Here is a 21740-nt window from a genome sequence, read left to right as displayed (position 1 = left end):
AGCGGTGACCGCATCGGTCATCGCAAAACGACGGCGTGTCCCGATGAGCGAACACGCGAGCGAGCAAAGGCGACCTGAGCCGACCGAACGGTTGAAGCGGGCTCAAGCGTTATTGCTATGATTTGCCAACGACGACACATTTCGACACATGAACGCATCTTGCCCGTTATGGCCGGCGATGTTCCGCAGCGCCTGCGCTCTGCTGCTGTTGACACTGTCGTGCAGTTGGCCGGCGCACGCCAGGACCGAAGAAGACGGGCGTTACTGGCTGAGCGTCTATGCGCAGGGCAAGTTGCCAGTCGGAAACCTGTACTGGAAGCATGGATGTCCATCCGCGCTGGCGCGAGGAAGGCGAACAGTTCGATCAACTGATCTTGCGCCCTGCCGTGTTCTATCGACTTAACCTTAAGGCCAGTGTCTGGATGGGTTACGACACCATCATCAGCCATCCGGCCGGGCAGCGGTCCAACCGCGAAAATCGCTGGTGGGGGCAATTTCAATACCCATTCGATCCGGTCGCCGGCATCACCCTGACCAGCCGCACACGCCTGGAACAGCGTCACCGCGAAGGCTTCAGCGATGAGGGGTATCGCGTGCGGCAGATGCTCCGCGCGGTGCGCCCCAGCCGGTTCAGTCCGCAATTGTCGTGGGTGGCGTTCAACGCAGTGTTCGTCAATCTGGATCAGACCCGATGGGGCGCGCAACACGGTCTCGATCAGAATCGGGTGTTTGTCGACATCAACTGGAATTTCAATGCCATTGCCAACGCCGATGTCGGTTACCTGAATCAGTTCGTCAACACGCGTGCGGTGGATCGGGAGAACCATATCTTGATGACCACGTTCCGCTTCAATTTCTGAGCACGCGTGCGCGTGGGCCAGTTACAGGGCAAGGTTGAAAGCGGTGCCTTCAATCGACGCCAGGCGCCGTGCTGGCCGATGCGCTAGTACCTGCGAGTTGCCAACAAGCAGACGATGACAAGCGTGGCAGTCCGCGTGGTGCGCAGCGCCTATCTGTGCCGGCATCTATGCTGGCGCATGTCTGCATCCAGGGGTTCTTTTTGCGAGCCGCACACGCACGCAGTGACACACGCACCGAGGTTGCAGTGACACCGCCATTGTTGCGGCAGCGCGTCATCGGCACGGCTGCCGCAGGTTGTCAGGCGGCCCTGCATTCGATCGCGGGCAGCAGGCGCTGGCGTAGCGTCAACGCCGCCAGGTCCAGCGTTTCACCGGCGGCACGCAAGACGCTGCCCATGTTGATGAAGCCGTGGATCATGCCCGGGAAGCTATGCAGGGTGACTTCCACTCCCGCAGCGCGCAGGCGCTCGGCATAGGCGCGGCCTTCGTCGTAGAGCATGTCGCGGTCGCAGACCACGACCAGCGCAGGCGCAACGCCGGCGACATCCGGCGCCAGCATCGGCGAGACACGCCAGTCGTTGGCCACCGCCATATCCGGCAGCAGATGGCGGTTGAAGAATTCCACCGCTGCCGCAGTCAACGGTGGCAGACCGGCGTTGAGCGAACGCGATGGATACACACCGCTGTCCTGGCGCGCGTCGGTCAGCGGATAGATCAGAAGCTGGCAACGCAGGGCGTTTCCGGCATCGCGCGCGGCCAATGCGGCAACCGCGGCCATGGCGCCGCCGATACTGTCGCCGCAGACGGCAAGGCGCTGCACATCGGCGCCGACCGTGTCGGGGTGCGCAACCAGCCAATGCAGCGTTGCGATGACATCTTCCACGCCGGCCGGCGCCGGGTGCTCGGGGGCGAGACGGTAATGGATTGCCAGCACCTGACAGCCAGCACGCGCTGCCAGTTGCCGACACACATCGTCATGCGACTCGAGATCGCCGACCAGACCGCCGCCGCCGTGCACGAACAGGCAGGTCGGGGCCGGGCCGGCCGCAAACCCCGTGGGACGATACAAGCGCAACGGCACTGCCCCGGTAGCGGCATCGGCCTGCAGATCGCGTACCTCGGCCATCTCGATGCGCGGGAAACCGAACTGCGCGCCCACCGCGCGCATCATCGCCCGCGCGCCTTCGATCGGCAGGGTTTCCATGGGCGGCTGCGCCGCCTCTTGAAGCTGGGCGAACAGGCGCAGGACATCAGGATCAAACGACATGACGAACTCTCCGATAACCAATTGCCGAGCTCGCCAGATTATTATGAACCATCACTATTCAAATAGTTAACTAGTGCCAACGGAAAGGCCGGCTGGCCGGGCACGATTGCAAAAATGCCCGGGATTGCTGGGGAAAGTGGCCCTGCGCGCGAAGCTTGGCCGCTCGGCGACGTCACAGGTAGCGCAGCGCGCGCGTTGAATTTGCTGCGCTGCATCGCGACCAATGCGCTGCTGTGGACCTGGCGGCCGGCGCAGCGGCCCGTTGGCGCTTCCTAGTCGTTGTCTTCGGCAGCCGCTTCGCGGCCTTGCTGGCGAATGAGGTTTTCCTGGCGCGCATCTTCGATCGAGGCACGGACGGCGCGCACATCGGCGCGGCGGGTGTCGAATTTGAAGCGGCCGGTGAGCACGCTGTCCGGGCGCAGTTCGCCTTTTTCGAACAGCGCCCACATCTCTTCGCCGTAATGGGTGTCCAGCAGCTCGGGCGCGAAACGGCCAAGACAATCGTGTAGGTTATGCACATCGCGCAGCAGCATGTCGCGCGCAGCATTGTTGCCGGCGGCGCTGACCACCTGTGGAAAGTCGATCACCACCGGGCCATCGGGCGAAACCAGCACGTTGTATTCGGAGAGATCGCCGTGCACCAGGCCCAGCGACAGCATCTTGACCACATCGCCGATCAGGCTAGCGTGGAACGCGCGCGCCTGATCGGGCTCCAGGTCCACTTCGCCTAGCCGCGGTGCGCTGTGACCGGCTTCGTCGGTGACCAGATCCATCAGCAGCACGCCGTGGAAGTAACCGCGTGGCTTGGGCACGTGCACGCCGGCATCCACCAATTGGTAGAGCGCATCGGCTTCGGTGTTCTTCCAGGCGGTTTCGGCTTCCTTGCGGCCGAACTTGGTGGCCTTGCCCATCGCGCGCGCCTGACGGCTGCCGCGCACCTTGCGGCCTTCCTGGTATTGCACGCGCGCCTGGAAACTGCGTTGCGCCATGTCCTTGTAGACCTTGGCGCACAGGATCTCGGCGCCTGCGCTCACGACATAGACGGATGCTTCCTTGCCGCTCTTCAGTGGTCGCAACACTTCGTCGATGACGCCGTCGTCGATCAGCGGCTGCAGGCCGTTGGGGGTTTTCATGGACTAAGCGCACCAATCCGTCACAAACCAGCGGCGATTATGCGGCAAGCAGGGTGAAGCGCTTACATGTCTGCGCACAGACTGTGAGCGGGGGCATGCCGTGACGCAAGCGCTTACCATGCACGTACCTGTCCGCTGCCGCACTCCTATGCCCGAGCCCGCCTCCAGCCGTCGCAAACGTCCCGCCGCCGTGGTTGCGGCCGGCAGCTCATGCGGCCTGCCGCATGAGCTGATGCAACAGATCACCGCCGCCCAGGGCGATCCAGACTTCATGACCTCGCTGGGTCGCGGGCTGGTGGTCCTGAGCGTGTTCGCCCAGCACGCGCGCGAAGTGACGATGTCGCAGATCAGCCTGGAAACCGGCATCTCGCGCGCGGCGATCCGGCGCGTGCTGCACACGCTGGCCAAGCTGGGCTATGTGGGCGAGCAAGGGCGTGGCTACGTCTTGCTGCCGCGCGTGCTGGGGATCGGCGGCGCGTACGCGGCGTCTTCATCGATGACCGCGGCCGCGCAGCCGGTCCTGGACGGGCTGCGCGACCAACTGCACGAGTCGTGTTCGTTGGGCGTGCTGGATGGCGACGATCTGCTGTACGTGGCGCGGTCGGAAACGGTGCGCATCATGTCGATCGGGTTGCGCCCGGGCACGCGGTTGCCGGCCTATTGCACCTCGATGGGGCGGGTGCTGCTGGCCGCGCTGCCCGGCGACACCTTGCAGGCGTATCTGGAACGTACCACCTTGCGTCCGCGGACCGACCGCACGGTGACCCAGGCCTCGGCGCTGCTGGAGGTGCTGGCGCGCACGCGCCGCGAAGGCATGTGCCTGACCGATCAGGAACTGGAAATCGGCCTGCGCTCGATCGCCGTGCCGGTGCGCAACCTGCGCGGCGAGGTGATCGCCGCGCTCAACATCGGCGCCCAGGCCGGGCGGGTGAGCCTGCAGACGATGCAAACGCAGCTATTGGAACCGCTCAAGCAGGCGGCGCAACGGCTGGGAACCTTGCTGAGCTAGAGCGTGACAGGGCGGTGCTGGCGGAGCATGCAACCTGCGCTCGCATTGCCAAAGCGCTGGCAGTGCAGTGATCGATCGCACAGGTCAGGAGAACTCCAACCATGCATTCCACCTGGCCGACGCGCACGCGGGCGTTAGGTCGCAAGGCGCGCGGTACGCCAGGTGCGGATTGATTGCCACCCGGTGTTGCGCGCATACCGGCTCAGAGCGGCGACGAAAGCGTCGCGATCCATCGTCAGTGAGCATGGGGGCGTGCAAGAGCTGGAGTTGCGAGTGGCACGTAGCAAGTCGAGCATGCGCCGCGCCCGCCTCGCGGCTGCGCCGTCTTCCTGTCCGCTGCGCTTAGCGCGGCCGGCGCAGAAAGCTCACTACTGCGTCCACCCAGGCCGCATGGCTATCTTCGACCTGGGCCACATGGTCGGCATGCGGCAGGGTCACCCAGCTGCGATCTGCGCTGCGTAGACGTGCGTGGAGATGGGCGTTGTCTGCCTGGGTGGCGATCGGGTCGTCGACGCCGCGCAACAGCAATACCGGGAGCGTTGCGACCTGCTCGGGATGGAAGGCGAACTGCTCCATCGCGCGCCAGTCGGTGCGCACCGGGTCCGCAGCCAGCGCCTGGGCGACGTAAGCCGCACGCACGGCAGGTGGTGCCGCATTGGCGGCGATGAAGTCCTCACCGGCCGCAGCCGCCGTGGTGGGTGCGCGCAAGGGCCGATCTGCCGGAACCGCTGGCGCGGGCGGTGCATCCACATCGTCCGGGAAGCTGAACAACACCAGTGCAGACATCGCCTGCGGTTGCTGCTGCGCGAGCAGCAACGCCACCCGCGTGCCGTTGGAATAGCCCAGCAGTGCGGGCGGCGGCACATCGGGATGGGTCTGCGCGACCCGGGCCAGCACGCTGCGGACATCGGCCACCGCACGGGCGGGCGTATTCCAGCCCGTGCGGTCGCGAGGGCTGCCGCCGCAGCCGCGCAGATCCACCGCGTACGCAGCAAATCCGACTTGCGCGAGCGCCGCAAGCACAGAGCGCGCGTCACGCGGTTCGCCAGGCACCTGCAAATCGAAGTTGGGCAATGCGCTCCAGGTGCGGCCGTGCACCAGCACGATCGCGCCACGCGGCCGCGCAAGCACGCGCGACCACACCGCCAGCGTCTGTCCATCGTCGGTGCGCACCTGCGGCACCACGGTGACGGGGCCAGGCTGCGGTTGTGCGTGCAGCGCCGCAGCAGCCAATAACAACAACAGCAGGCAGACGACTCGACGCAGCATGCGATGTCTCCGGATGCGGTGGGTTGGGCGCGGCAAGCACGCGTAGGCGGCAGGCGGACATGGAAGGCGCGTTAGGCACCACAGTGTACGTGTGGTCCACGCCGCACCGAGCACGCGCGCCTGGCGCTGAGCGCAGTCGGTTTGTTCGCCGCACTGGAACGACCTTACCGGGGTTGCGCCGCCGATGCTGTGCCGGCGTCGGCGGCTTGTTCTTCCAGGATCGGCCTGGCCAGCGCGAACGCGTGGTTGGCCGCCGGCACGCCGCAGTAGATCGCCGCCTGCAGCAGCACTTCCTTGATCTGCGCAGGGGTCACGCCGTTGTTGCGGGCCGCACGCACATGCAGCTTGAATTCTTCGTCGTGGCCTAGCGCGACCATCATCGACAAGGTGATCAGCGAACGGGTGTGGGCCGGCAGGCCATCGCGGGTCCAGATGCCGCCCCAGGCGTAACGGGTGATCAGGTCCTGGAATTCGTCGGTGAAGTCGCTACGCGCGGCCAGCGCGCGGTCGACATGCGTATCGCCAAGGACGCGTCGGCGTTCACGCATGCCGGCTTGATAACGTTCGTCTTCGTGCATGGGGTGTCCTTGCAAGATGGGAAAGTTCACTCGCCCTGAAGAAAGCCGAGCACCGCGTGATTGAACGCGGCCGGCGACTCCAGGTTGCAGATGTGGCGGCCGGGCACCTGGGCGTAATGACCGTCCGGCGCGGCATAGGCGATCTCGCGCAGGTCAGGCGGCGGGCACACCGGGTCGTCGTCGCCGGCCAGCGCCAGCAGCGGCAGGTTCAGCCCATCCAACGCGCCACGGAAATCGGCATCGGCCACCGCCTGGCAGCAGGCGATGTACCCGACCGGCGAGGTGGAGACGAAGGCGGCGGCGATCATGTCCAGGCGCTGCGCGTGGCTGACGGCAAATTCCGGTGTGAACCAGCGTTGCAGCGTGGCATCGATCAGCGTCGGAAGGCCTTCGCTGCGCACCTGTTCGATGCGGGTTTCCCAGGTGGCGGCACTGCCGATCTTCTGGGCGGTGGCGCACACCACCAGCCGGCGCAAGCGCTGCGGTGCATGCAGCCCCAGCCACTGGCCGGTGAGCCCGCCGATCGACAGACCGCAGAAATCGCTTTGTGCGATCTCCAGCGTGTCCCACAGTGCCAGCACGTCCTGCCCCAGGTCGGCGACGCTGTACGGGCCGGGCGGCGTCTCCGAATACCCGTGGCCGCGGCGGTCGTAGCGCAGGATGCGGTAATGCGGGGCGAAGGCTTCGATCTGCACGTCCCACATGTGCAGATCGGTGCCCAGCGAATTGCAGAAGGTCAGCCAGGGGCGCCCTTCGGTGCCGTCCAAGCGGTAATGCAGGCGATGCGTGGGCAACTGGAGATAAGCCATCGAGGCACCCTCAACAGGAAGAAGATCCAGCCAGCACGCGGTCGATCCAGACCGATGACATGCCGCGCCAACTTGCGCTATCAAACACTGCCTGCAGTTGCGCGTGCGTGAGCACCGCGCTCACCTGCGCGTCCTCGCCGAGCACGTCGCGCAAATGCCGTTGCTGCGCCTGCGCGCGCAGCGCTGCCTGTTCCACCAGGGCGTGCGCCTGCGGCTTGCCCAGGTGCGGCGCGAGCGCGAACACTGCCGCCTCGGCGTAGAGCAGCCCGCCGTGGCTGTCCAGATGCGCCTGCATGCGCGTGCGATCCAGTTCCAGACCGGACAGGCACAGCTGCATCTGCGCCAGGCTGCCGGCGGTGAGGCAGACGATCTGCGGCAAGGTGTCCCATTCGGCATGCCATTGCCCGGCCGCGCGCTCGTGCGGCTGCGCCATGGCGCTGAACAAGGTGGCGACCAGGCCCGGTACGCGGGTGGCCGCAGCCACCGCTGCCACGCTGGAGACCGGATTGCGCTTGTGCGGCATCGCCGACGAGCCGCCTTTACCGGCGGCAGCGGCAGGTTCGAACGCTTCGCCCACTTCAGATTGCATCAGCAACACCACATCGCCGCCGATCTTGCCCAACGTGCCAGCCAGCAGACCGAAGGCGCAGCCGACCTCGACGATGCGGTCGCGCGCGGTATGCCAGGGCAGCGCGGGCAGCGGCAACGCCAGAGTGCTCGCCAGGGCCTGCGCCACTTCCAGGCCACGGCCCTGCAACGAGGCCAGGGTGCCGGCCGCGCCGCCGAACTGCAGCACCAACGCGTCGCGACGCAAGGCGTGCAGGCGCTGCTGCGCCCGCTGCAGGGCGTCCAGCCAACCGGCGACCTTGAGCCCGAAGGTGACCGGCACGGCCTGCTGCAGCAGGGTGCGTCCAGGCAAACCGGTGTTGCGCTCGCGTTCGGCCAGCACGGCCAGCTCGGCGCACAGGGCATGCAGACGCGGCAGCAGCAGATCGAGCGCGGCGCGCAGCTGCAGCACCGTGCCGGTATCGATGACGTCCTGGCTGGTGGCGCCCCAGTGCACCCAGCGCGCGGCGGCGCTGTCGTGCGCGGCCACCTGCGCCGTCAGCGCCTTGACCAACGGAATGGCGGGGTTGCCGGCCAGCGTCGTGGCCTGCGCCAACGCGGCCAGGTCGTAGTGCTGCACATCGCAGGCAGCGGCAATGGCCTGCGCAGCCTCGGCGGGAATCACCCCGCACTGCGTCTGGGCGTGCGCCAGCGCCGATTCGAACTGCAACATCGCCTGCACGCGCGCGGCATCGTCGAACAAGGCCTCGCACGCAGGCTCGCCGAACAAGGATCCCAACAACGAAGATGTCGCACTCATGCATTGCATCTCTAGGCGTGCCGGCAGCATCGCACCGATGTACCAGGGTGCCAACTAGACCAAAGGGCAATGCATCGGGCGCGCCTGCCACTGCCGGGGTGATGTGGATGAGGCCATGCGTACTTGCGGTGCGTGCACGCGCGTGCGCGGGTGCGCTTGCCTGCCCCGCGGAGCGTTGCCCCTTGCTGCGTGTGCGTGCGCCGTCATGGCGCATTGCGTGCCGCCGGAGAGACCTGGGCGGTTTTGCGGCAGTGGGCGCTTGTGCACTCGCGCGCGTGGCGCTGTTGGCGCTGTTGGCGCTGTTGGCGCTGTTGGCGCGGCAGCATGCCGGCAGGATGCAGCGCTGTCCCCCGCACACATATGGCGTTTCGATATCGGCATGCGGATCAATAGCGGAAGAACACCGTTTCCGCGTCGCCCTGCATGTGGATGTCCCAGGTGTAGGCACCACCTGGAAGCGGCTGGGCCAGCAAGGTGGCGCGCCGCTCGGCCGGCACCAGCGCCAGGATCGGGTCGCTGCCCAGCTGCGGGTCGTCGGCGAAATACAGCCGCGTCGACACCGCGCGCAACAGGCCGCGCATGAACACCAGCACCGTCAGATGCGCTGCCTGCTGCTTGCCGTCCGGGCCCGCCACCCTGCCCGGCTTGACGGTGCTGAAGGAAAAACGCCCGTGCGCATCGGTAGGAACGCGGCCCCACCCGTCGAAGCTGGGGTCGTGCGCCTCGCAGCGACCATCGGCCACATGCGCATAGATGCCGGCAGCATCGGCTTGCCACACTTCCAGCACCGCATCGGTCACCGGTGCGCCGGCGCCATCGAAGACGCAACCGCTGATCTGCACATGCGTGCCCGCGGCGTGCGCAGGTGCGATCTGCTGGCGATACAACGGCTCCAAGCCAAGCCGGTAGTACGGGCCGACGGTTTGCGACGGCGTTGCATGCAGGCTCATCGTGTCACTCCCAGACCGTTTGCTTGCGACCGCGCAAGACGATGTCGAAGCGGTAGGCCAGCGCGTATTCGCTGACCGCATTTTCCCAGTCGAAACTGGACACCATGCGCTCGCGCGCCAACGCATCGTCGACGCAGTTGTAGATGGGGTCGTGCGCCAGCAGCGGGTCGCCGGGGAAATACATCTGGGTGACCAGCCGCTGCCCGATGCCATCGCCATGCAACGAAAAATGGATGTGCGCCGGCCGCCAGGCGTTGTAGTGATTGCGCCACGGATATGCGCCCGGCTTGATGGTCTTGAAACTGTAGCGGCCGTGCGCATCGGTCAGCACCTGGCCGGTGCCGCGGAAGTTCGGGTCCAGCGGTGCGTCGTGCTGATCGCCAGCGTGCTGGTAGCGGCCGGCCGCGTTGCATTGCCAAACTTCAACGACGCTGTTGCGGACCGGCTTGCCGTTTTCGTCGAGCACGCGGCCGGAGACGATGATGCGCTCGCCCAGCGGCGCGCCACTGAAACCTGCAGTGAGATCGGCGGCGTGCGCGCCCAGCGTGAGCCGATCCAGGCGCGGGCCGGTGACTTCCGACAGCGTGACCGGCAGGTCGATCGGATCACGCGTGGGCCCACGCAGCGTGGTGGAGGCGTATGCCGCATGCAGGTAGGCCGGCTGCGTACCGGGCCGGCTGCGGCGGTAGCCGAGCAGCGGATCGGCGGTGATGGCAGGTTGCTCAGCGGTGGGATCGCGCATCTTGAATCTCCGTCGGCAGCAAGACGACTAGAACGACATGGGTGCGAGGGAAGGACGAGGTAGGTTGCAACAGCTGGTTCACAGGCGCTCGATCGCCAACGCCACGCCCTGCCCCACGCCGATGCACATGCTGGCCAGCCCGAGTCGGCCGTTGCCCGCCTCCAGCTGCCGTAGCAAGGTCAGCGCCAGCCGCGCGCCGCTCATGCCGAGCGGATGCCCGAGCGCAATGGCACCACCATTGGCATTGACGTGTGCGGCATCGTCGGCCAGGCCGAATGCGCGCGTGCAGGCCAGCGCCTGCGCGGCGAAGGCTTCATTGAGTTCGATCGCATCGAACTGCGCGATGCGCAGGTTCAAGCGCGCCAGCAGACGCTCGGTGGCCGGGACCGGGCCGATGCCCATGTACGCCGGCTCCACGCCCGCCGAGGCAAACCCCAGCACGCGCGCGCGCGGCGTCAGCCGATGCGTCTGCACGGCCTGCGCAGAGGCCAGCAGCAAGGCAGCGGCACCATCGTTGAGACCGGAGGCATTGCCGGCCGTCACGGTCCCGGGCTGGCGAAACACCGGCTTGAGCTTGGCCAGCATCTCGGCCGTGGTGTGGGGCCGCAGCGCCTCATCGTGTTCGACGGTAGAGACATCCCCACCCTTGCGCGCGGCCACGGCCAACGGGGTGATTTCGCCATCGAAAAAACCGGCCGCCTGCGCCGCCGCCGCGCGTTGCTGGCTGCGCAACGCAAACGCATCCTGGTCTTCGCGCGCGATGGCGTACCGCTGCGCAACGTTCTCGGCGGTTTCGCCCATCAATTCGGTGCCATAGGCAGCTTGCAGGCGCGGATTGATGAAGCGCCAGCCCATGGTGGTGTCTTCCAGCTGCTGGGTGCGGGCGAAGGCGCTGTCGGCCTTGCCCATCACCCACGGCGCGCGCGACATCGATTCGACACCGCCGGCAATGGCAAGATCCAGTTCGCCGGCACGGATGCCGCGCGCCACCGTGCCGATCGCGTCCAAGCCCGAGCCGCACAGGCGATTGAGCGTGCTACCCGGCACCGAAGACGGCAAGCCGGCCAGCAACAGGCTCATCCGCGCGACATTGCGATTGTCTTCGCCGGCCTGGTTGGCGCAGCCCAGGTACACATCGTCGATTGCGGCCGGCTCCAGCTGCGGCTGCCGCGCCAGCAATGCGGCGATCGGCGCCGCACCCAGGTCGTCGGCGCGCACGCTGGACAAGGCGCCACCGTAACGGCCGATCGGCGTGCGGATGCCATCGATCAGATACACCTCGCTCATGCCTGGGCTCCCGCTGCCTGCGCGCCATGCGCTGCATCGGTGCGTGCCTGCAGCGCGCGCAAGGCGTCCAGCTCGGCACTGCTGGGCGGCGTGGTCTGTGCAAGGTCGGCGGCAAACCGGATCGGCCACCCGGTCGCCGCGCTGACCTGCTCGCGCGTGGTGCCAGGATGCAGCGAGGTCACGGTGAGTTCGCGGGTCACAGGGTCGGGCTCCATCACGCACAGGTCGGTGACGACCACGGTCGGGCCGGCGCCGGGCAGGCCAGCACGCACGCGCGCATCGCCACCGTCCAGATGCCCGACCGTGGTGATGAAGTCCAACCTCGAAACGAAGCTGCGTTTGGATTGGCGCATGATGATGAACACCTGCTTGGCGCTGGCCGCAATTTCCGGCGCGCCACCGGCACCGGGAAGGCGCGTTTTCGGTGCGTCATACGGGCCAATCACGGTGGTGTTGAGGTTGGCGTAGCGATCGATCTGCGCCGCGCCAAGAAAGCCCACATCCACGCGCCCGCCCTGCAACCAGTAGCGAAAGATCTCTGGCGTGGACACCACGGTGTCGGCGGTTTCGGCCAGCTCGCCGTCACCGATCGACAACGGCAAGACCTGCGGGCGCGCACCGATCAGGCCGGATTCGTAGATCAAGGTGACGTCGGGCGCATGCGTAAGCCGCGCCAGATTGGCGGCAGTGGACGGCAAGCCGATTCCGACAAAACACACCGCGCCATCGGGAAAGCGACGCGCGGCGGCCACCGTCATCATCTCGTTGGTGATGTAGGCGCTCATGCCGCCACCTGCTGCTGCGACTGTGCGTAAACACGCTGAAAACCGGCGAAGTCGTCGGTGTCGAGAATATGCGCCTGGATCCAGGCCTGGAACGTCGCACGGTGGCGCGCGATCGCATCCCAGGCCAGATAGAAGCGATTGTCGCGCGCGTAATAGCCATGCGCATACGACGGCGCGGCGCCACCGGGCACCACGCAGACCGCATCGACAACCCAGCGCGGCAGGATGCAGGCATTGGGTGGCGCGTCGAGGGTGTCGACGATCTCTTCCACCGTCACGATCACCTTGCGCGCTGCCAGCGCGGCCTCTTTCTGCACACCCAGAATGCCCCACAGCAGCACGTTGCCGCGGCGATCGGCCTGCTGGGCGTGGATCACCGTGACATCGGGATTGACTGCCGGCGAGGTGGCCAGTGTCTGGCCGGTATACGGGCATTGCAGGAACTTGATGCTGTCGTTGACGCGCGGCAGATCCGAGCCGACATACCCACGCAACACCGCAAACGGCAGCCCCGACGCGCCGGCCACATACGCATTGGCCATGTCGGCGTGGCTGTGTTCGCGAATCTGCAGCGGCTGCGGCCAGGCGTGTTCCACCGCATCGCGCAGCCGGTGCAATGAGCCCACGCCGGGATTGCCGCCCCAGGAAAACCGCAGCGCTGCCGCGCAACCGGCGCCGATCAACTGGTCGTAGATCAGGTCAGGGGTCATGCGCACCAGACGCAGCGCGCGCTTGCGCTGGCGAATGACCTCGTGCCCGGCCGCATGTGGAATCAGATGGGTGAAGCCTTCCATCGCCACGCAATCGCCATCGGCGATCAACTGCGACACCGCATCCGCGAGAGCGACGATTTCGGCCATTGCGTTCCCATCCAGCACAGCGAGCGTGCACTCACGGTAGGCGCAGTGGACGGGGCGGTCAATCCGATAATCGGTGATTTAAATCGATATTCGCACAAATTCGCCAGGTCCGTAACGCTTCCACATTGTCTCCGGTGTATACATAACTTCGCTCGCAAGCAGACGCCAGCGTTGCCATTGCGGGTCAACTCATTGCCGGCCGGCACATGCCGCCGCGCATCCAGGTTGCCTACACACCCAGGAGTCACGGTCATGTCGCAATCCAAGCCGCTGTTTCCCCTCAACGCGTGGTACGCCGTTGCCTGGGACCATGAGATCAAGCACGTGCTCAGCCCACGCAAGCTCTGCAACCTGGACGTGGTGGTCTACCGCACCACCGCCGGTGCGGTAGTGGCGCTTGAAGACGCGTGCTGGCATCGCCTGGTGCCCCTATCGATGGGCAAGCTGCGCGGCGACGATGTGGTGTGCGGCTATCACGGGCTGGTCTACAACACGCAGGGGCGCTGCGTGCACATGCCCTCGCAGGACACCATCAACCCCTCGGCGTGCGTGCGCAGCTTCCCGGTTGCCGAAAAGCACCGCTATGTGTGGATCTGGCCGGGCGACCCGGCCAAGGCCGATATGCGCCTGATCCCCGACCTGCACTGGGCGCATGATCCGGCCTGGGCCGGCGATGGCCGCACCATCCATGCCAAGTGCGACTATCGGCTGGTGCTGGACAACCTGATGGACCTGACCCATGAAACCTTCGTGCACGGCTCCAGCATCGGCCAGGACGAAGTGGCCGAAGCGCCATTCGATGTGGTGCATGGCGATCGCAGCGTCATCGTGTCGCGCTGGATGCGCAATATCGACCCGCCGCCGTTCTGGGCCAGCCAGATCGCCCGTCACCTGGACTATCGCGGCAAGGTCGATCGCTGGCAGATCATCCGTTTCGAGGCGCCCGCCACCATCGCCATCGATGTGGGCGTGGCCATTGCCGGCACCGGGGCGCCGGAAGGCGATCGCAGCCAGGGCGTCAACGGCTACGTGCTCAACACCATCACCCCGGAAACCGACACCACCTGCCACTACTTCTGGGCGTTCATGCGCAACTACGCGCTGCACGACCAGTCATTGACCACGCTCACCCGCGAAGGCGTGACAGGCGTGTTCGGCGAAGACGAAGCAGTGCTGGAAGCGCAGCAACGCGCCATCGACGCGCACCCGGATCACACCTTCTACAACCTCAATGTCGATGCCGGTGGCATGTGGGCGCGGCGCGTGATCGACCGCCTGATTGCGCAGGAACAACGCGCACAGGACCTGTCGCTGCGCATGGTGGGCTGAGCACCTCGCATGCGGCCAGCCATGTCATCGATGACAGCGACCTATTGCAGCGCCGTCACGGCCGGCGCCGGCCGGCAGACCTCATTGCCTGGAGCCCTTCATGCGTAAAGACACCCAGTGGCATCGCGCCCGCGTGGTCAGCATTGCCGATGCCTGCCCGGGCGTGCGCGAAATCGTGCTCGATCCCGGTACAGCCGCACGCAGATTCGAGGTGGGCAGCCACGTGGATTTTCGTCTGCAGTTGCATGGTCGCGACGATGTGCGCTCGTATTCGCTGGTGGGCGAACCGCGTGCCGATGGCTACTACCAGATCGCAGTGCGGCAAATGCCCGACAGCCGCGGCGGCTCGCTTCAGATGTGGACGCTTGCGCCGGGCGATGTGGTGGAGATGTCGCCGCCCAGCAACAACTTCGCGCTGGATGAAAGCGGCGAGGAGATCCTGCTGATCGCCGGCGGTATCGGCATCACCCCGATCATCGGCATGGCGCAGCGGCTGGCGCGTCGCCATCGCGCGTTTCGCCTGCTGTACGCCGGCCGCTCGCGCAGCGCAATGGCGTATGTCGACACGCTGGAAGCGCTGTTGGGCGACCGCCTGCAACTGCAATGCGACGACAATGCGGGCCCGCCGGATCTGGCTGCCGAACTGGCGCGCCTGTCGCCCAATGCCGAGGTGTATGTGTGCGGGCCGCTGGGCATGCTCGAAGCGGTGCGTCAGCACTGGCACGCCACCGGCCTGCCGCGTGCGCGCCTGCACTTCGAAACCTTCGGCAATAGCGGGCGGGTGCCAGCGCAGGCGTTCGTGGTGAAGCTGCCGGGGCTGGGCCTGGAAGTGCCGGTGGCCGAAAACGAATCGATGCTGGACGCACTGGCCGATGCCGGGGTGGAGCTGATCGCCGAATGCCGCCGTGGCGAGTGCGGCCTGTGTGCAGTGCAGGTGCTGGACAGCTCGGCCGATATCGATCACCGCGACGTGTTCTTCAGCGACGAGCAGCGCCGGGAGAATCGCAAGCTCTGTGCCTGCGTGTCGCGTGCGGTGGGCGGCAGCATCAGCATCGACACCGGCTATCGCAGCGAGCTTGGCTGAATCGGCCTCCGGCCGGCTGCGCGTATCGTCTGGCAGTTGCGGTTGATACTGGGCTGAAGCGAGGAACGCATTTGCGGCGCCCGCGTTTCATCGGCACAACCCACTGCCTTGTCCGCGCATTGCTGGCAACTTTCTGGTTGGCGCTTCAGCACGTACACATCGAAAGCGGCGATCTCACCGAGACCTGGTCGAGCTCGCTGGGTGATCACATGAGTCCCGAAACTTGGACGCCTCAGCGCAGCGCGCACGGCATGTCGCCAAGCGTGCACCGCTGCAGGCGGATGGTCGTCGGCGAGCGGCCATCGCGCGCTGCGTGCACGCCGCCGTGTTTGCATCCTCACGCGTATGCGCGATCATCTGCGCATGGAGTCGACTCACTACAGGACTGTCCCGGCGCCGGCATTGAACCCGCGCCAGGAGCAATTGGTGGCGCTGGTGCGGCAGCAGGGCTTTGCAGATGTCGAAGGCTTGGCCACACGCTTCGAGGTGACGCCGCAGACCATCCGGCGCGATCTGACCTTGCTCTGCGATGCCGGCGTGCTGCGCCGCTATCACGGCGGCGTCAGCATGCCCTCCAGCGTGGAGAATCTGGCCTACACCGCACGCAAGGCGCTGCAGGCCAGAGAAAAACAGCACATCGCCGCACGTGTCGCGCGTTTCATTCCCGACGATGCCTCGCTGTTCATCAACCTGGGCACCACCAACGAAGAAGTCGCACGCGCGTTGCTGCAGCACCGCGGGCTGCGGGTGATCACCAACAACCTCAACGTGGCGGTGATGCTCAGCGCCAACCCCAGTTTCGAGGTGATCGTGGCGGGCGGTGTGGTGCGCGGGCGCGACCAGGGCGTGACCGGCGAGGCGACGGTGGAGCTGATCCGCCAGTTCAAGGTGGACTTCGGGGTGATCGGCATTTCCGGTATCGATCTGGACGGCACCCTGCTGGATTTCGATTACCAGGAGGTGCGCGTGGCACAGGCCATCATCGAGCACTCGCGACACGTGCTGCTGGCCGCCGACCACAGCAAGTTCGGACGCAACGCCATGGTGCGGCTGGGCGCACTCGCCCAGGTGCACGACTGGTTCACCGACCGGCCGCCGCCGCAGGAGTTGGCGAGTGTGCTGGCCGAGGCCGGCACCCGGGTGCACCTGGCGGACGCAGGCGGAACCGATTAAGGCCGATGTTCGTTTTTGAGCGTTTCTAAGCATCAGCTGCTGCACGCTGCCGCCACTGATAGATCCAACGTATCCAAATCGGCTTTTCATTGTCGTTTTCGTATCTACGCGGTTGGCACTGACCACGGACATCTTCACGCCCCCGCAAGGTTCGATGTTCGAATATGTTCGAACATGACAACTTGGGTTCGCTCATCAGCGCGCCCAGACGGAGGCACCGATGGGCGAGATGTACGATCTTCTGGTAATCGGCGGCGGCATCAACGGGGTCGGCATTGCCCGTGATGCAGCCGGGCGGGGTTTGTCGGTGTGCCTGTGCGAGCAGGACGACCTGGCCGCGCATACCAGCAGCGCCAGCACCAAGCTCATTCACGGCGGCCTGCGCTATCTGGAACAGTACGAGTTCGCCCTGGTCGGCAAAGCGCTGGCCGAGCGCGAAGTGCTATTGCGCCTGGCTCCGCACATCATCTGGCCGCTGCGCTTCCTGCTGCCGCACCAACCGCACCTGCGCCCGGCATGGATGATTCGCGCCGGGCTGTTCCTGTACGACCATCTGGGCGCAGCCTGCCGCGCTCGCGCCGGCTGTCGCTGCGAACGCATCCAGTCGGTGCGCCGCTGCAGGAGTCGCTGCGCACCGGTTTCGTGTATTCCGATGCCTGGGTGCAGGACGCGCGCCTGGTTGTGCTCAACGCGATGGACGCCGCCAGGCGCGGTGCCAAGATCCATACCCGCACACGCTGTGTCGGTGCCTGGCGCGATGCGGGCTTCTGGTATGCCGAGCTCGAAGACCGCCAGGGCCGCCGCCGCACCGTGCAGGCGCGCGCGCTCGCCAATGCGGCCGGCCCCTGGGCGGTGTCGTTCCTGGACAAGGTGGCCGCGGTGCCGCACGAACACGCGCTGCGGCTGGTCAAGGGCAGCCATCTCGTGGTGCCCAAATTGTTCGACCACGACCACGCTTACATCTTCCAGCAACCGGACCGGCGCATCGTGTTCGCCATTCCTTACGAGCACGACTTCACCTTGATCGGCACCACCGATGTGGATTACGAAGCAGACCCCGCCAAGCCGAAGATCGATGCGGCCGAGGTGCAGTACCTGTGCGATGCGGTGAACCTGTATTTCCAACAGCAGATCTCCCCCGCCGATGTGGTGTGGAGCTATAGCGGCGTCCGGCCGTTGCTGGACGACGCCGAAGACAACGCGGCCGAAGTCACTCGCGATTACCAGCTGGAAGTGGTCAGCGAGGGGGCGCCGCTGCTCAACGTCTTCGGCGGCAAGCTGACCACCTATCGCAAGCTGGCCGAAGAGGCAGTGGACCGGCTTACCCACGCGCTGGGCGCACGCAAGCCTGCGTGGACCGCGCGTGGCGAGGCATTACCGGGCGGCGAGCAGCGCGATATCGCCAGCCTGCTGGAACGCGTCGGCGGCGCGCGCCCCTGGCTACCGGCGGCGACTGCGCAGCGGCTGGTGCGCAACTACGGCACCTGCGCCGAACAACTGCTTGGCGATGCGCAAAGCATGGCCGGTCTGGGCACCCACTTCGGCGCGGACCTGTATCAGGCCGAGGTGGAGTACCTGCGCCAACACGAATGGGCGGTAACTGCCGACGATATCCTGTGGCGGCGCAGCAAGCTCGGCCTGCGGGTCGATGCGGCCGGGCGGCAGCGCCTGGACGACTACCTGCAGACGCAGTCGATCCAGCAACGCGACGTCGTTTCTGCTTAAACCTACCGCGTTGCCGGCAAGGACGGGGCGTCCGGCAACGTATTCCGGCACATCAGCCGGCATCATCCTGAGGTCACGTGGAGGGCACCCAGATGAGCGTCACCGACCACCGCTGCGCGCAAGCGAGCGCGCTGCACGCTGTTATCTGCATCATTGACCTTGCGGGCATGCACGCATGAGCCGGCAACTCGTAGGTGAGTTGATCTCCGAAGCGGTCGCGATGTTCATCATCATCGCGTTCGGCGATTCGGTGGCGGCGATGTACATCCTGTACGACCCCAGCCCCTATCAAAACGCCTATTGGGGTGTGTGTATCGCCTGGGGCTTGGCGGTGACGCTGGCGATCTACGTTACCGGCTCGGTGTCCGGTACCCACGCCAATCCGGCAGTCACGCTGGCGCTGGCGCTGTTCCGCGGCTTTTCCTGGAAGAAAGTAGTGCCCTACTGGGTCGCGCAGGTGGTCGGCGCATTTCTGGGCGCGGCCATCGTCTATCAGTTGTACGGGCCGGTGATCGATCATTTCAACCAGCTGCATCAACTCACCCGCGAAGCCGGTGGCGCGGCGGGCGTGTTCTTCACCGCACCGGGGCTGGCGGTCACGCCGATGCACGCGTTGGTCGACCAGATCGTCATCACGGTGTTCCTGGTCTTCGGCATCTTTGCCATCACCGAGCAGTTCAACGAAGCCGCACCGACCGCCAACTCCGGCGCGTTGATGATCGGCTTGCTGGTGGCCACGCTGGGCGCGTCGATGGGCTATCTGGAAGCCTGGGCGATGAACCCGGCGCGCGACTTCGGCCCGCGCCTGTTCGCCTATTTCGCCGGCTGGGGCGAGGCCGCGTTGCCGGCCAAGGACAACTATTGGTGGATCCCGATCGTTGGCCCGTTGATCGGTGGACCGATCGGCGCGCTGGCCTATCAGTGGCTGATCCTGCCATTCCTGCCGGCACGGGTACGCCATCTGCAGGGTGGTTCCAAACCGCTCGATCCGCTGTGATGGTGCGGCACCAAGCCAACAATCACTCTGACAGTGCGTGAGGTCACCTGTGGCCAAACAACCCTGATGGCCACGCGTTGTCCACCGCCTGCACCCACTTTTCTCGCCGTGCGCCAACGCCGGCATTGTTCGAGGAATCTTCGATGGAAAAGCAGTACGTCCTTGCGATCGATCAAGGCACCACCAGCTCACGCGCGATGTTGTTCGATCGCCAGGGCAAGGTGGCCGGCGTGGCACAGCGCGAATTCGGCCAGATCTTTCCGCAGCCGGGTTGGGTGGAACACAACCCGCGCGAGATCATGACCAGCGTCTATACCACCATCACCGAGCTGCTCAACAACGCGCAGATCGATGCACGCGCGATAGCCGGGATCGGCATCACCAACCAGCGCGAGACTGCGGTGGTGTGGGACAAGGCCACCGGCCAACCGATCTACAACGCCATCGTGTGGCAGTCGCGGCAGACCAAGGACATCTGTGCCCAGCTCAAGGAGGCCGGGCATGAGTAGATGGTGCGCGACAAGACCGGTTTGCTGATCGACGCATATTTTTCCGGGACCAAGGTCAAGTGGATTCTCGACCACGTCGACGGAGCGCGCGAACGCGCGCAGAAGGGCGAACTGGCATTCGGCACCATCGACAGCTGGCTGATCTGGAATCTCACCGGCGGCAAGGTGCATGTCACCGACTACACCAATGCCTCGCGCACCATGATGTTCAACATCCACACGCTGGAGTGGGATGCGGACCTGCTGGCCATGCTGGACGTGCCTGCGCAGATGCTGCCGGACGTGCGTTCGTCCAGCGAGGTCTATGGCATGACCCAGACCCAGTATTTCTATGGCGAACAGGTGCCCATCGCCGGCATCGCCGGGGACCAGCAGGCCGCGTTGTTCGGCCAAGCCTGTTTCGAGCCGGGCATGGCGAAAAATACCTACGGCACCGGCTGTTTCATGCTCATGAATACCGGCGACAAGGCGGTGGCTTCCAAGGCCGGTTTGTTGACCACGATTGCCTGGGGCATCGACGGCAAGGTCGAATACGCGCTGGAAGGCGCGATCTTCGTCGCCGGCTCGGTGGTGCAGTGGCTGCGCGATGGCTTGCGCATGCTGGGCAAGGCCAGCGACTCGCAAGCCTACGCCGAGCGTGCCGGCGACAACGACGGTGTATACATCGTGCCGGCCTTCGTTGGCCTGGGCGCGCCGTACTGGCGCAGCGACATTCGCGGCGCCGTGTTCGGGTTGACGCGCGGCACCACGAAGGAGCACTTCGTGCGTGCGGCAGTCGAATCGATGGCCTACCAGACCCGCGATGTGCTGACCGCGATGCAGAGCGATTCCGGCATCGAGCTGAAAGAGCTGCGTGCCGATGGTGGCGCCATCGCCAACGACTTCATGGCGCAGTTCCAGAGCGACATGCTCAACGTGCCGGTACTCCGCCCCGAGGTGGCCGAAACCACAGCACTGGGTGCTGCGTATCTGGCCGGGCTGGCAACCGGGTTCTGGGGCAGCCGCGAAGAAATCGCCAAGCAATGGGCGGTGGACCGCCGCTTCGAACCGGCCATGGCCGACGACAAGCGCGAGGCCTTGTATGCCGGCTGGCAGCAGGCGGTGGAAGCGACGATGGGATTCCGCATCAACTGACACTGGTGCGCCGAGACAATAGCGCCCACCGTGAGGTGGGCGCTGTGATTAGCTAATCATCTGCGTCGACGACACAGGCAGGCTAGGCGACGCAGTCCTGCCTGCAGCAGCCGTCACTGACCGCCAGTACTGGCACGTCCGGCGATGGTGTCCGGGTCCCAATGCTCCTTGATCAGACCGTTCTCGATCCGGAACATGTCGAACCAGGTCGTGGTGTACGTGGTGCCGGGCTTATTGGGGTTGGGCAAGGTGCGCACCGACACCAGGGTGACCAGATCGCCATCGGCCGTGATGGCGACCAGTGGCAACTGCACCCGTGGCTGCACGGGTGTCGGCTTCACGAACGCGGTCAGGAAGGCGATAAACGCATCGCGCCCATTGGCCACGTTCGGATTGTGCTGGATGTAGTTCTTGTCCATGTACATCGGCGCGTACTGCACTTGGCCAGCTTCGAACACGGTGCGCCAAAAATCGTAGACCAGCCGCTTGTTGGCAGTTTCATACCAGGTGCTGCCGACAAGCATCTTCTGATGATTGGGATTTGCGGTCACCGCGGTCTGCGCGAACGCAGCCACTGGCGCGACCAGCATGACCAGCAACAAGGCACGGGAGAGTAACTTCTTCATGGGGTACTCCTGGATGGAGAGTGGCATTGCGCTCATCGGGGATGCCAGCAACGTGTCCGTTGAGCGGGGGAAGACGCGCGCTTGCGCACCGCTGCAGTGACGCGTCATCGCCACACTACCGGTGCTGCTCACTGGCCCGCTAGCCGCCTGAAAATGCACCTGGGCACTTGTGCAACAGGTGGTGAGAGAAACATCACCCGGGTGGCGGCCGCCAGCATGCTGCTGCACCGTCGACGTCCCCCCGTCCT

17 protein-coding genes and 3 pseudogenes are annotated in these 21740 nt (G+C 65.7%); 8 read left to right on the top strand and 12 right to left on the bottom strand.

Features of this window, described 5'->3' with window-relative positions; translation table 11 throughout:
• Positions 1 to 178: 178 nt before the first annotated feature.
• Positions 179 to 860: pseudogene (locus tag XAXN_RS11300) on the top strand (DUF2490 domain-containing protein).
• Positions 861 to 1158: 298 nt separating this feature from the next.
• Here XAXN_RS11300 and XAXN_RS11295 read toward each other — a convergent pair.
• Positions 1159 to 2127 carry an alpha/beta hydrolase gene (locus XAXN_RS11295; RefSeq protein WP_054319619.1) on the bottom strand — a complete coding sequence of 323 codons (969 nt, stop codon included), beginning with the start codon at positions 2125 to 2127 and terminating at the stop codon, positions 1159 to 1161.
• A 272-nt stretch (positions 2128 to 2399) separates the two neighbouring features.
• Positions 2400 to 3260, bottom strand: coding sequence for a PA4780 family RIO1-like protein kinase (locus XAXN_RS11290; RefSeq protein WP_054319618.1), 861 nt, complete (start codon positions 3258 to 3260; stop codon positions 2400 to 2402).
• 148 nt (positions 3261 to 3408) lie between these two features.
• Here XAXN_RS11290 and XAXN_RS11285 point away from each other — a divergent pair, with 148 nt between their 5' ends.
• A complete protein-coding gene (locus tag XAXN_RS11285) occupies positions 3409 to 4269 on the top strand; it encodes an IclR family transcriptional regulator domain-containing protein (protein WP_054319617.1) in 861 nt (286 codons plus the stop codon).
• A 342-nt stretch (positions 4270 to 4611) separates the two neighbouring features.
• Here XAXN_RS11285 and XAXN_RS11280 read toward each other — a convergent pair whose 3' ends face one another.
• The 9 genes from XAXN_RS11280 to XAXN_RS11240 form a co-directional block, all read right to left on the bottom strand.
• On the bottom strand, positions 4612 to 5538 hold the full coding sequence (locus tag XAXN_RS11280; RefSeq protein ID WP_054319616.1) for an alpha/beta hydrolase: 927 nt from the start codon (positions 5536 to 5538) through the stop codon (positions 4612 to 4614).
• Positions 5539 to 5702: 164 nt separating this feature from the next.
• Positions 5703 to 6116 carry a 4-carboxymuconolactone decarboxylase gene (gene pcaC / locus XAXN_RS11275; RefSeq protein WP_054319615.1) on the bottom strand — a complete coding sequence of 138 codons (414 nt, stop codon included), beginning with the start codon at positions 6114 to 6116 and terminating at the stop codon, positions 5703 to 5705.
• A 26-nt stretch (positions 6117 to 6142) separates the two neighbouring features.
• The gene (gene pcaD, locus XAXN_RS11270; protein ID WP_042821073.1) at positions 6143 to 6925 is read right to left on the bottom strand and encodes a 3-oxoadipate enol-lactonase; all 783 of its coding nucleotides are present in this window, start codon (positions 6923 to 6925) and stop codon (positions 6143 to 6145) included.
• A gap of 10 nt (positions 6926 to 6935) precedes the next feature.
• Positions 6936 to 8291, bottom strand: coding sequence for a 3-carboxy-cis,cis-muconate cycloisomerase (locus tag XAXN_RS11265; RefSeq protein ID WP_054319631.1), 1356 nt, complete (start codon positions 8289 to 8291; stop codon positions 6936 to 6938).
• A 386-nt stretch (positions 8292 to 8677) separates the two neighbouring features.
• Complete coding sequence (gene pcaG / locus XAXN_RS11260) at positions 8678 to 9241, bottom strand: protocatechuate 3,4-dioxygenase subunit alpha (RefSeq protein ID WP_054319614.1); 564 nt, start codon at positions 9239 to 9241, stop codon at positions 8678 to 8680.
• Between the two features lie 4 nt (positions 9242 to 9245).
• Positions 9246 to 9983 (bottom strand): protocatechuate 3,4-dioxygenase subunit beta, encoded by a 738-nt coding sequence (gene pcaH, locus XAXN_RS11255; RefSeq protein ID WP_054319613.1) that lies wholly within the window; start codon positions 9981 to 9983, stop codon positions 9246 to 9248.
• Positions 9984 to 10061: 78 nt separating this feature from the next.
• Positions 10062 to 11270 carry a 3-oxoadipyl-CoA thiolase gene (gene pcaF / locus XAXN_RS11250; RefSeq protein WP_054319612.1) on the bottom strand — a complete coding sequence of 403 codons (1209 nt, stop codon included), beginning with the start codon at positions 11268 to 11270 and terminating at the stop codon, positions 10062 to 10064.
• On the bottom strand, positions 11267 to 12055 hold the full coding sequence (locus tag XAXN_RS11245; RefSeq protein ID WP_054319611.1) for a CoA-transferase subunit beta: 789 nt from the start codon (positions 12053 to 12055) through the stop codon (positions 11267 to 11269). Before XAXN_RS11245 ends, pcaF begins: the two co-directional genes overlap by 4 nt.
• Positions 12052 to 12915: a CoA transferase subunit A gene (locus tag XAXN_RS11240; protein WP_054319610.1), complete on the bottom strand. Its 864-nt coding sequence runs from the start codon at positions 12913 to 12915 to the stop codon at positions 12052 to 12054. Before XAXN_RS11240 ends, XAXN_RS11245 begins: the two co-directional genes overlap by 4 nt.
• A gap of 252 nt (positions 12916 to 13167) precedes the next feature.
• Here XAXN_RS11240 and XAXN_RS11235 point away from each other — a divergent pair, with 252 nt between their 5' ends.
• From XAXN_RS11235 to glpK, 6 genes and pseudogenes are all read left to right on the top strand, one after another.
• A complete protein-coding gene (locus tag XAXN_RS11235; protein WP_054319609.1) occupies positions 13168 to 14244 on the top strand; it encodes an aromatic ring-hydroxylating dioxygenase subunit alpha in 1077 nt (358 codons plus the stop codon).
• A gap of 100 nt (positions 14245 to 14344) precedes the next feature.
• A complete protein-coding gene (locus XAXN_RS11230) occupies positions 14345 to 15328 on the top strand; it encodes a PDR/VanB family oxidoreductase (RefSeq protein WP_054319608.1) in 984 nt (327 codons plus the stop codon).
• A 345-nt stretch (positions 15329 to 15673) separates the two neighbouring features.
• The gene (locus XAXN_RS11225; RefSeq protein WP_054319607.1) at positions 15674 to 16501 is read left to right on the top strand and encodes a DeoR/GlpR family DNA-binding transcription regulator; all 828 of its coding nucleotides are present in this window, start codon (positions 15674 to 15676) and stop codon (positions 16499 to 16501) included.
• Between the two features lie 220 nt (positions 16502 to 16721).
• Positions 16722 to 18226, top strand: a pseudogene (gene glpD / locus XAXN_RS11220) (glycerol-3-phosphate dehydrogenase).
• Between the two features lie 175 nt (positions 18227 to 18401).
• Complete coding sequence (locus XAXN_RS11215) at positions 18402 to 19223, top strand: MIP/aquaporin family protein (protein WP_054319606.1); 822 nt, start codon at positions 18402 to 18404, stop codon at positions 19221 to 19223.
• Positions 19224 to 19366: 143 nt separating this feature from the next.
• A pseudogene (gene glpK / locus XAXN_RS11210) lies at positions 19367 to 20866 on the top strand (glycerol kinase GlpK).
• 113 nt (positions 20867 to 20979) lie between these two features.
• Here the strand turns inward: glpK and XAXN_RS11205 are convergent.
• On the bottom strand, positions 20980 to 21492 hold the full coding sequence (locus XAXN_RS11205) for a nuclear transport factor 2 family protein (RefSeq protein WP_042821062.1): 513 nt from the start codon (positions 21490 to 21492) through the stop codon (positions 20980 to 20982).
• Positions 21493 to 21740 lie beyond the last annotated feature (248 nt).

Origin of the sequence: Xanthomonas axonopodis (assembly GCF_001304695.1) — a bacterium.
GTDB classification, from domain to species: domain Bacteria; phylum Pseudomonadota; class Gammaproteobacteria; order Xanthomonadales; family Xanthomonadaceae; genus Xanthomonas; species Xanthomonas axonopodis.
Note: the sequence above shows the minus strand (reverse complement) of the source record. Positions and strands in the feature narration are given on the sequence as shown.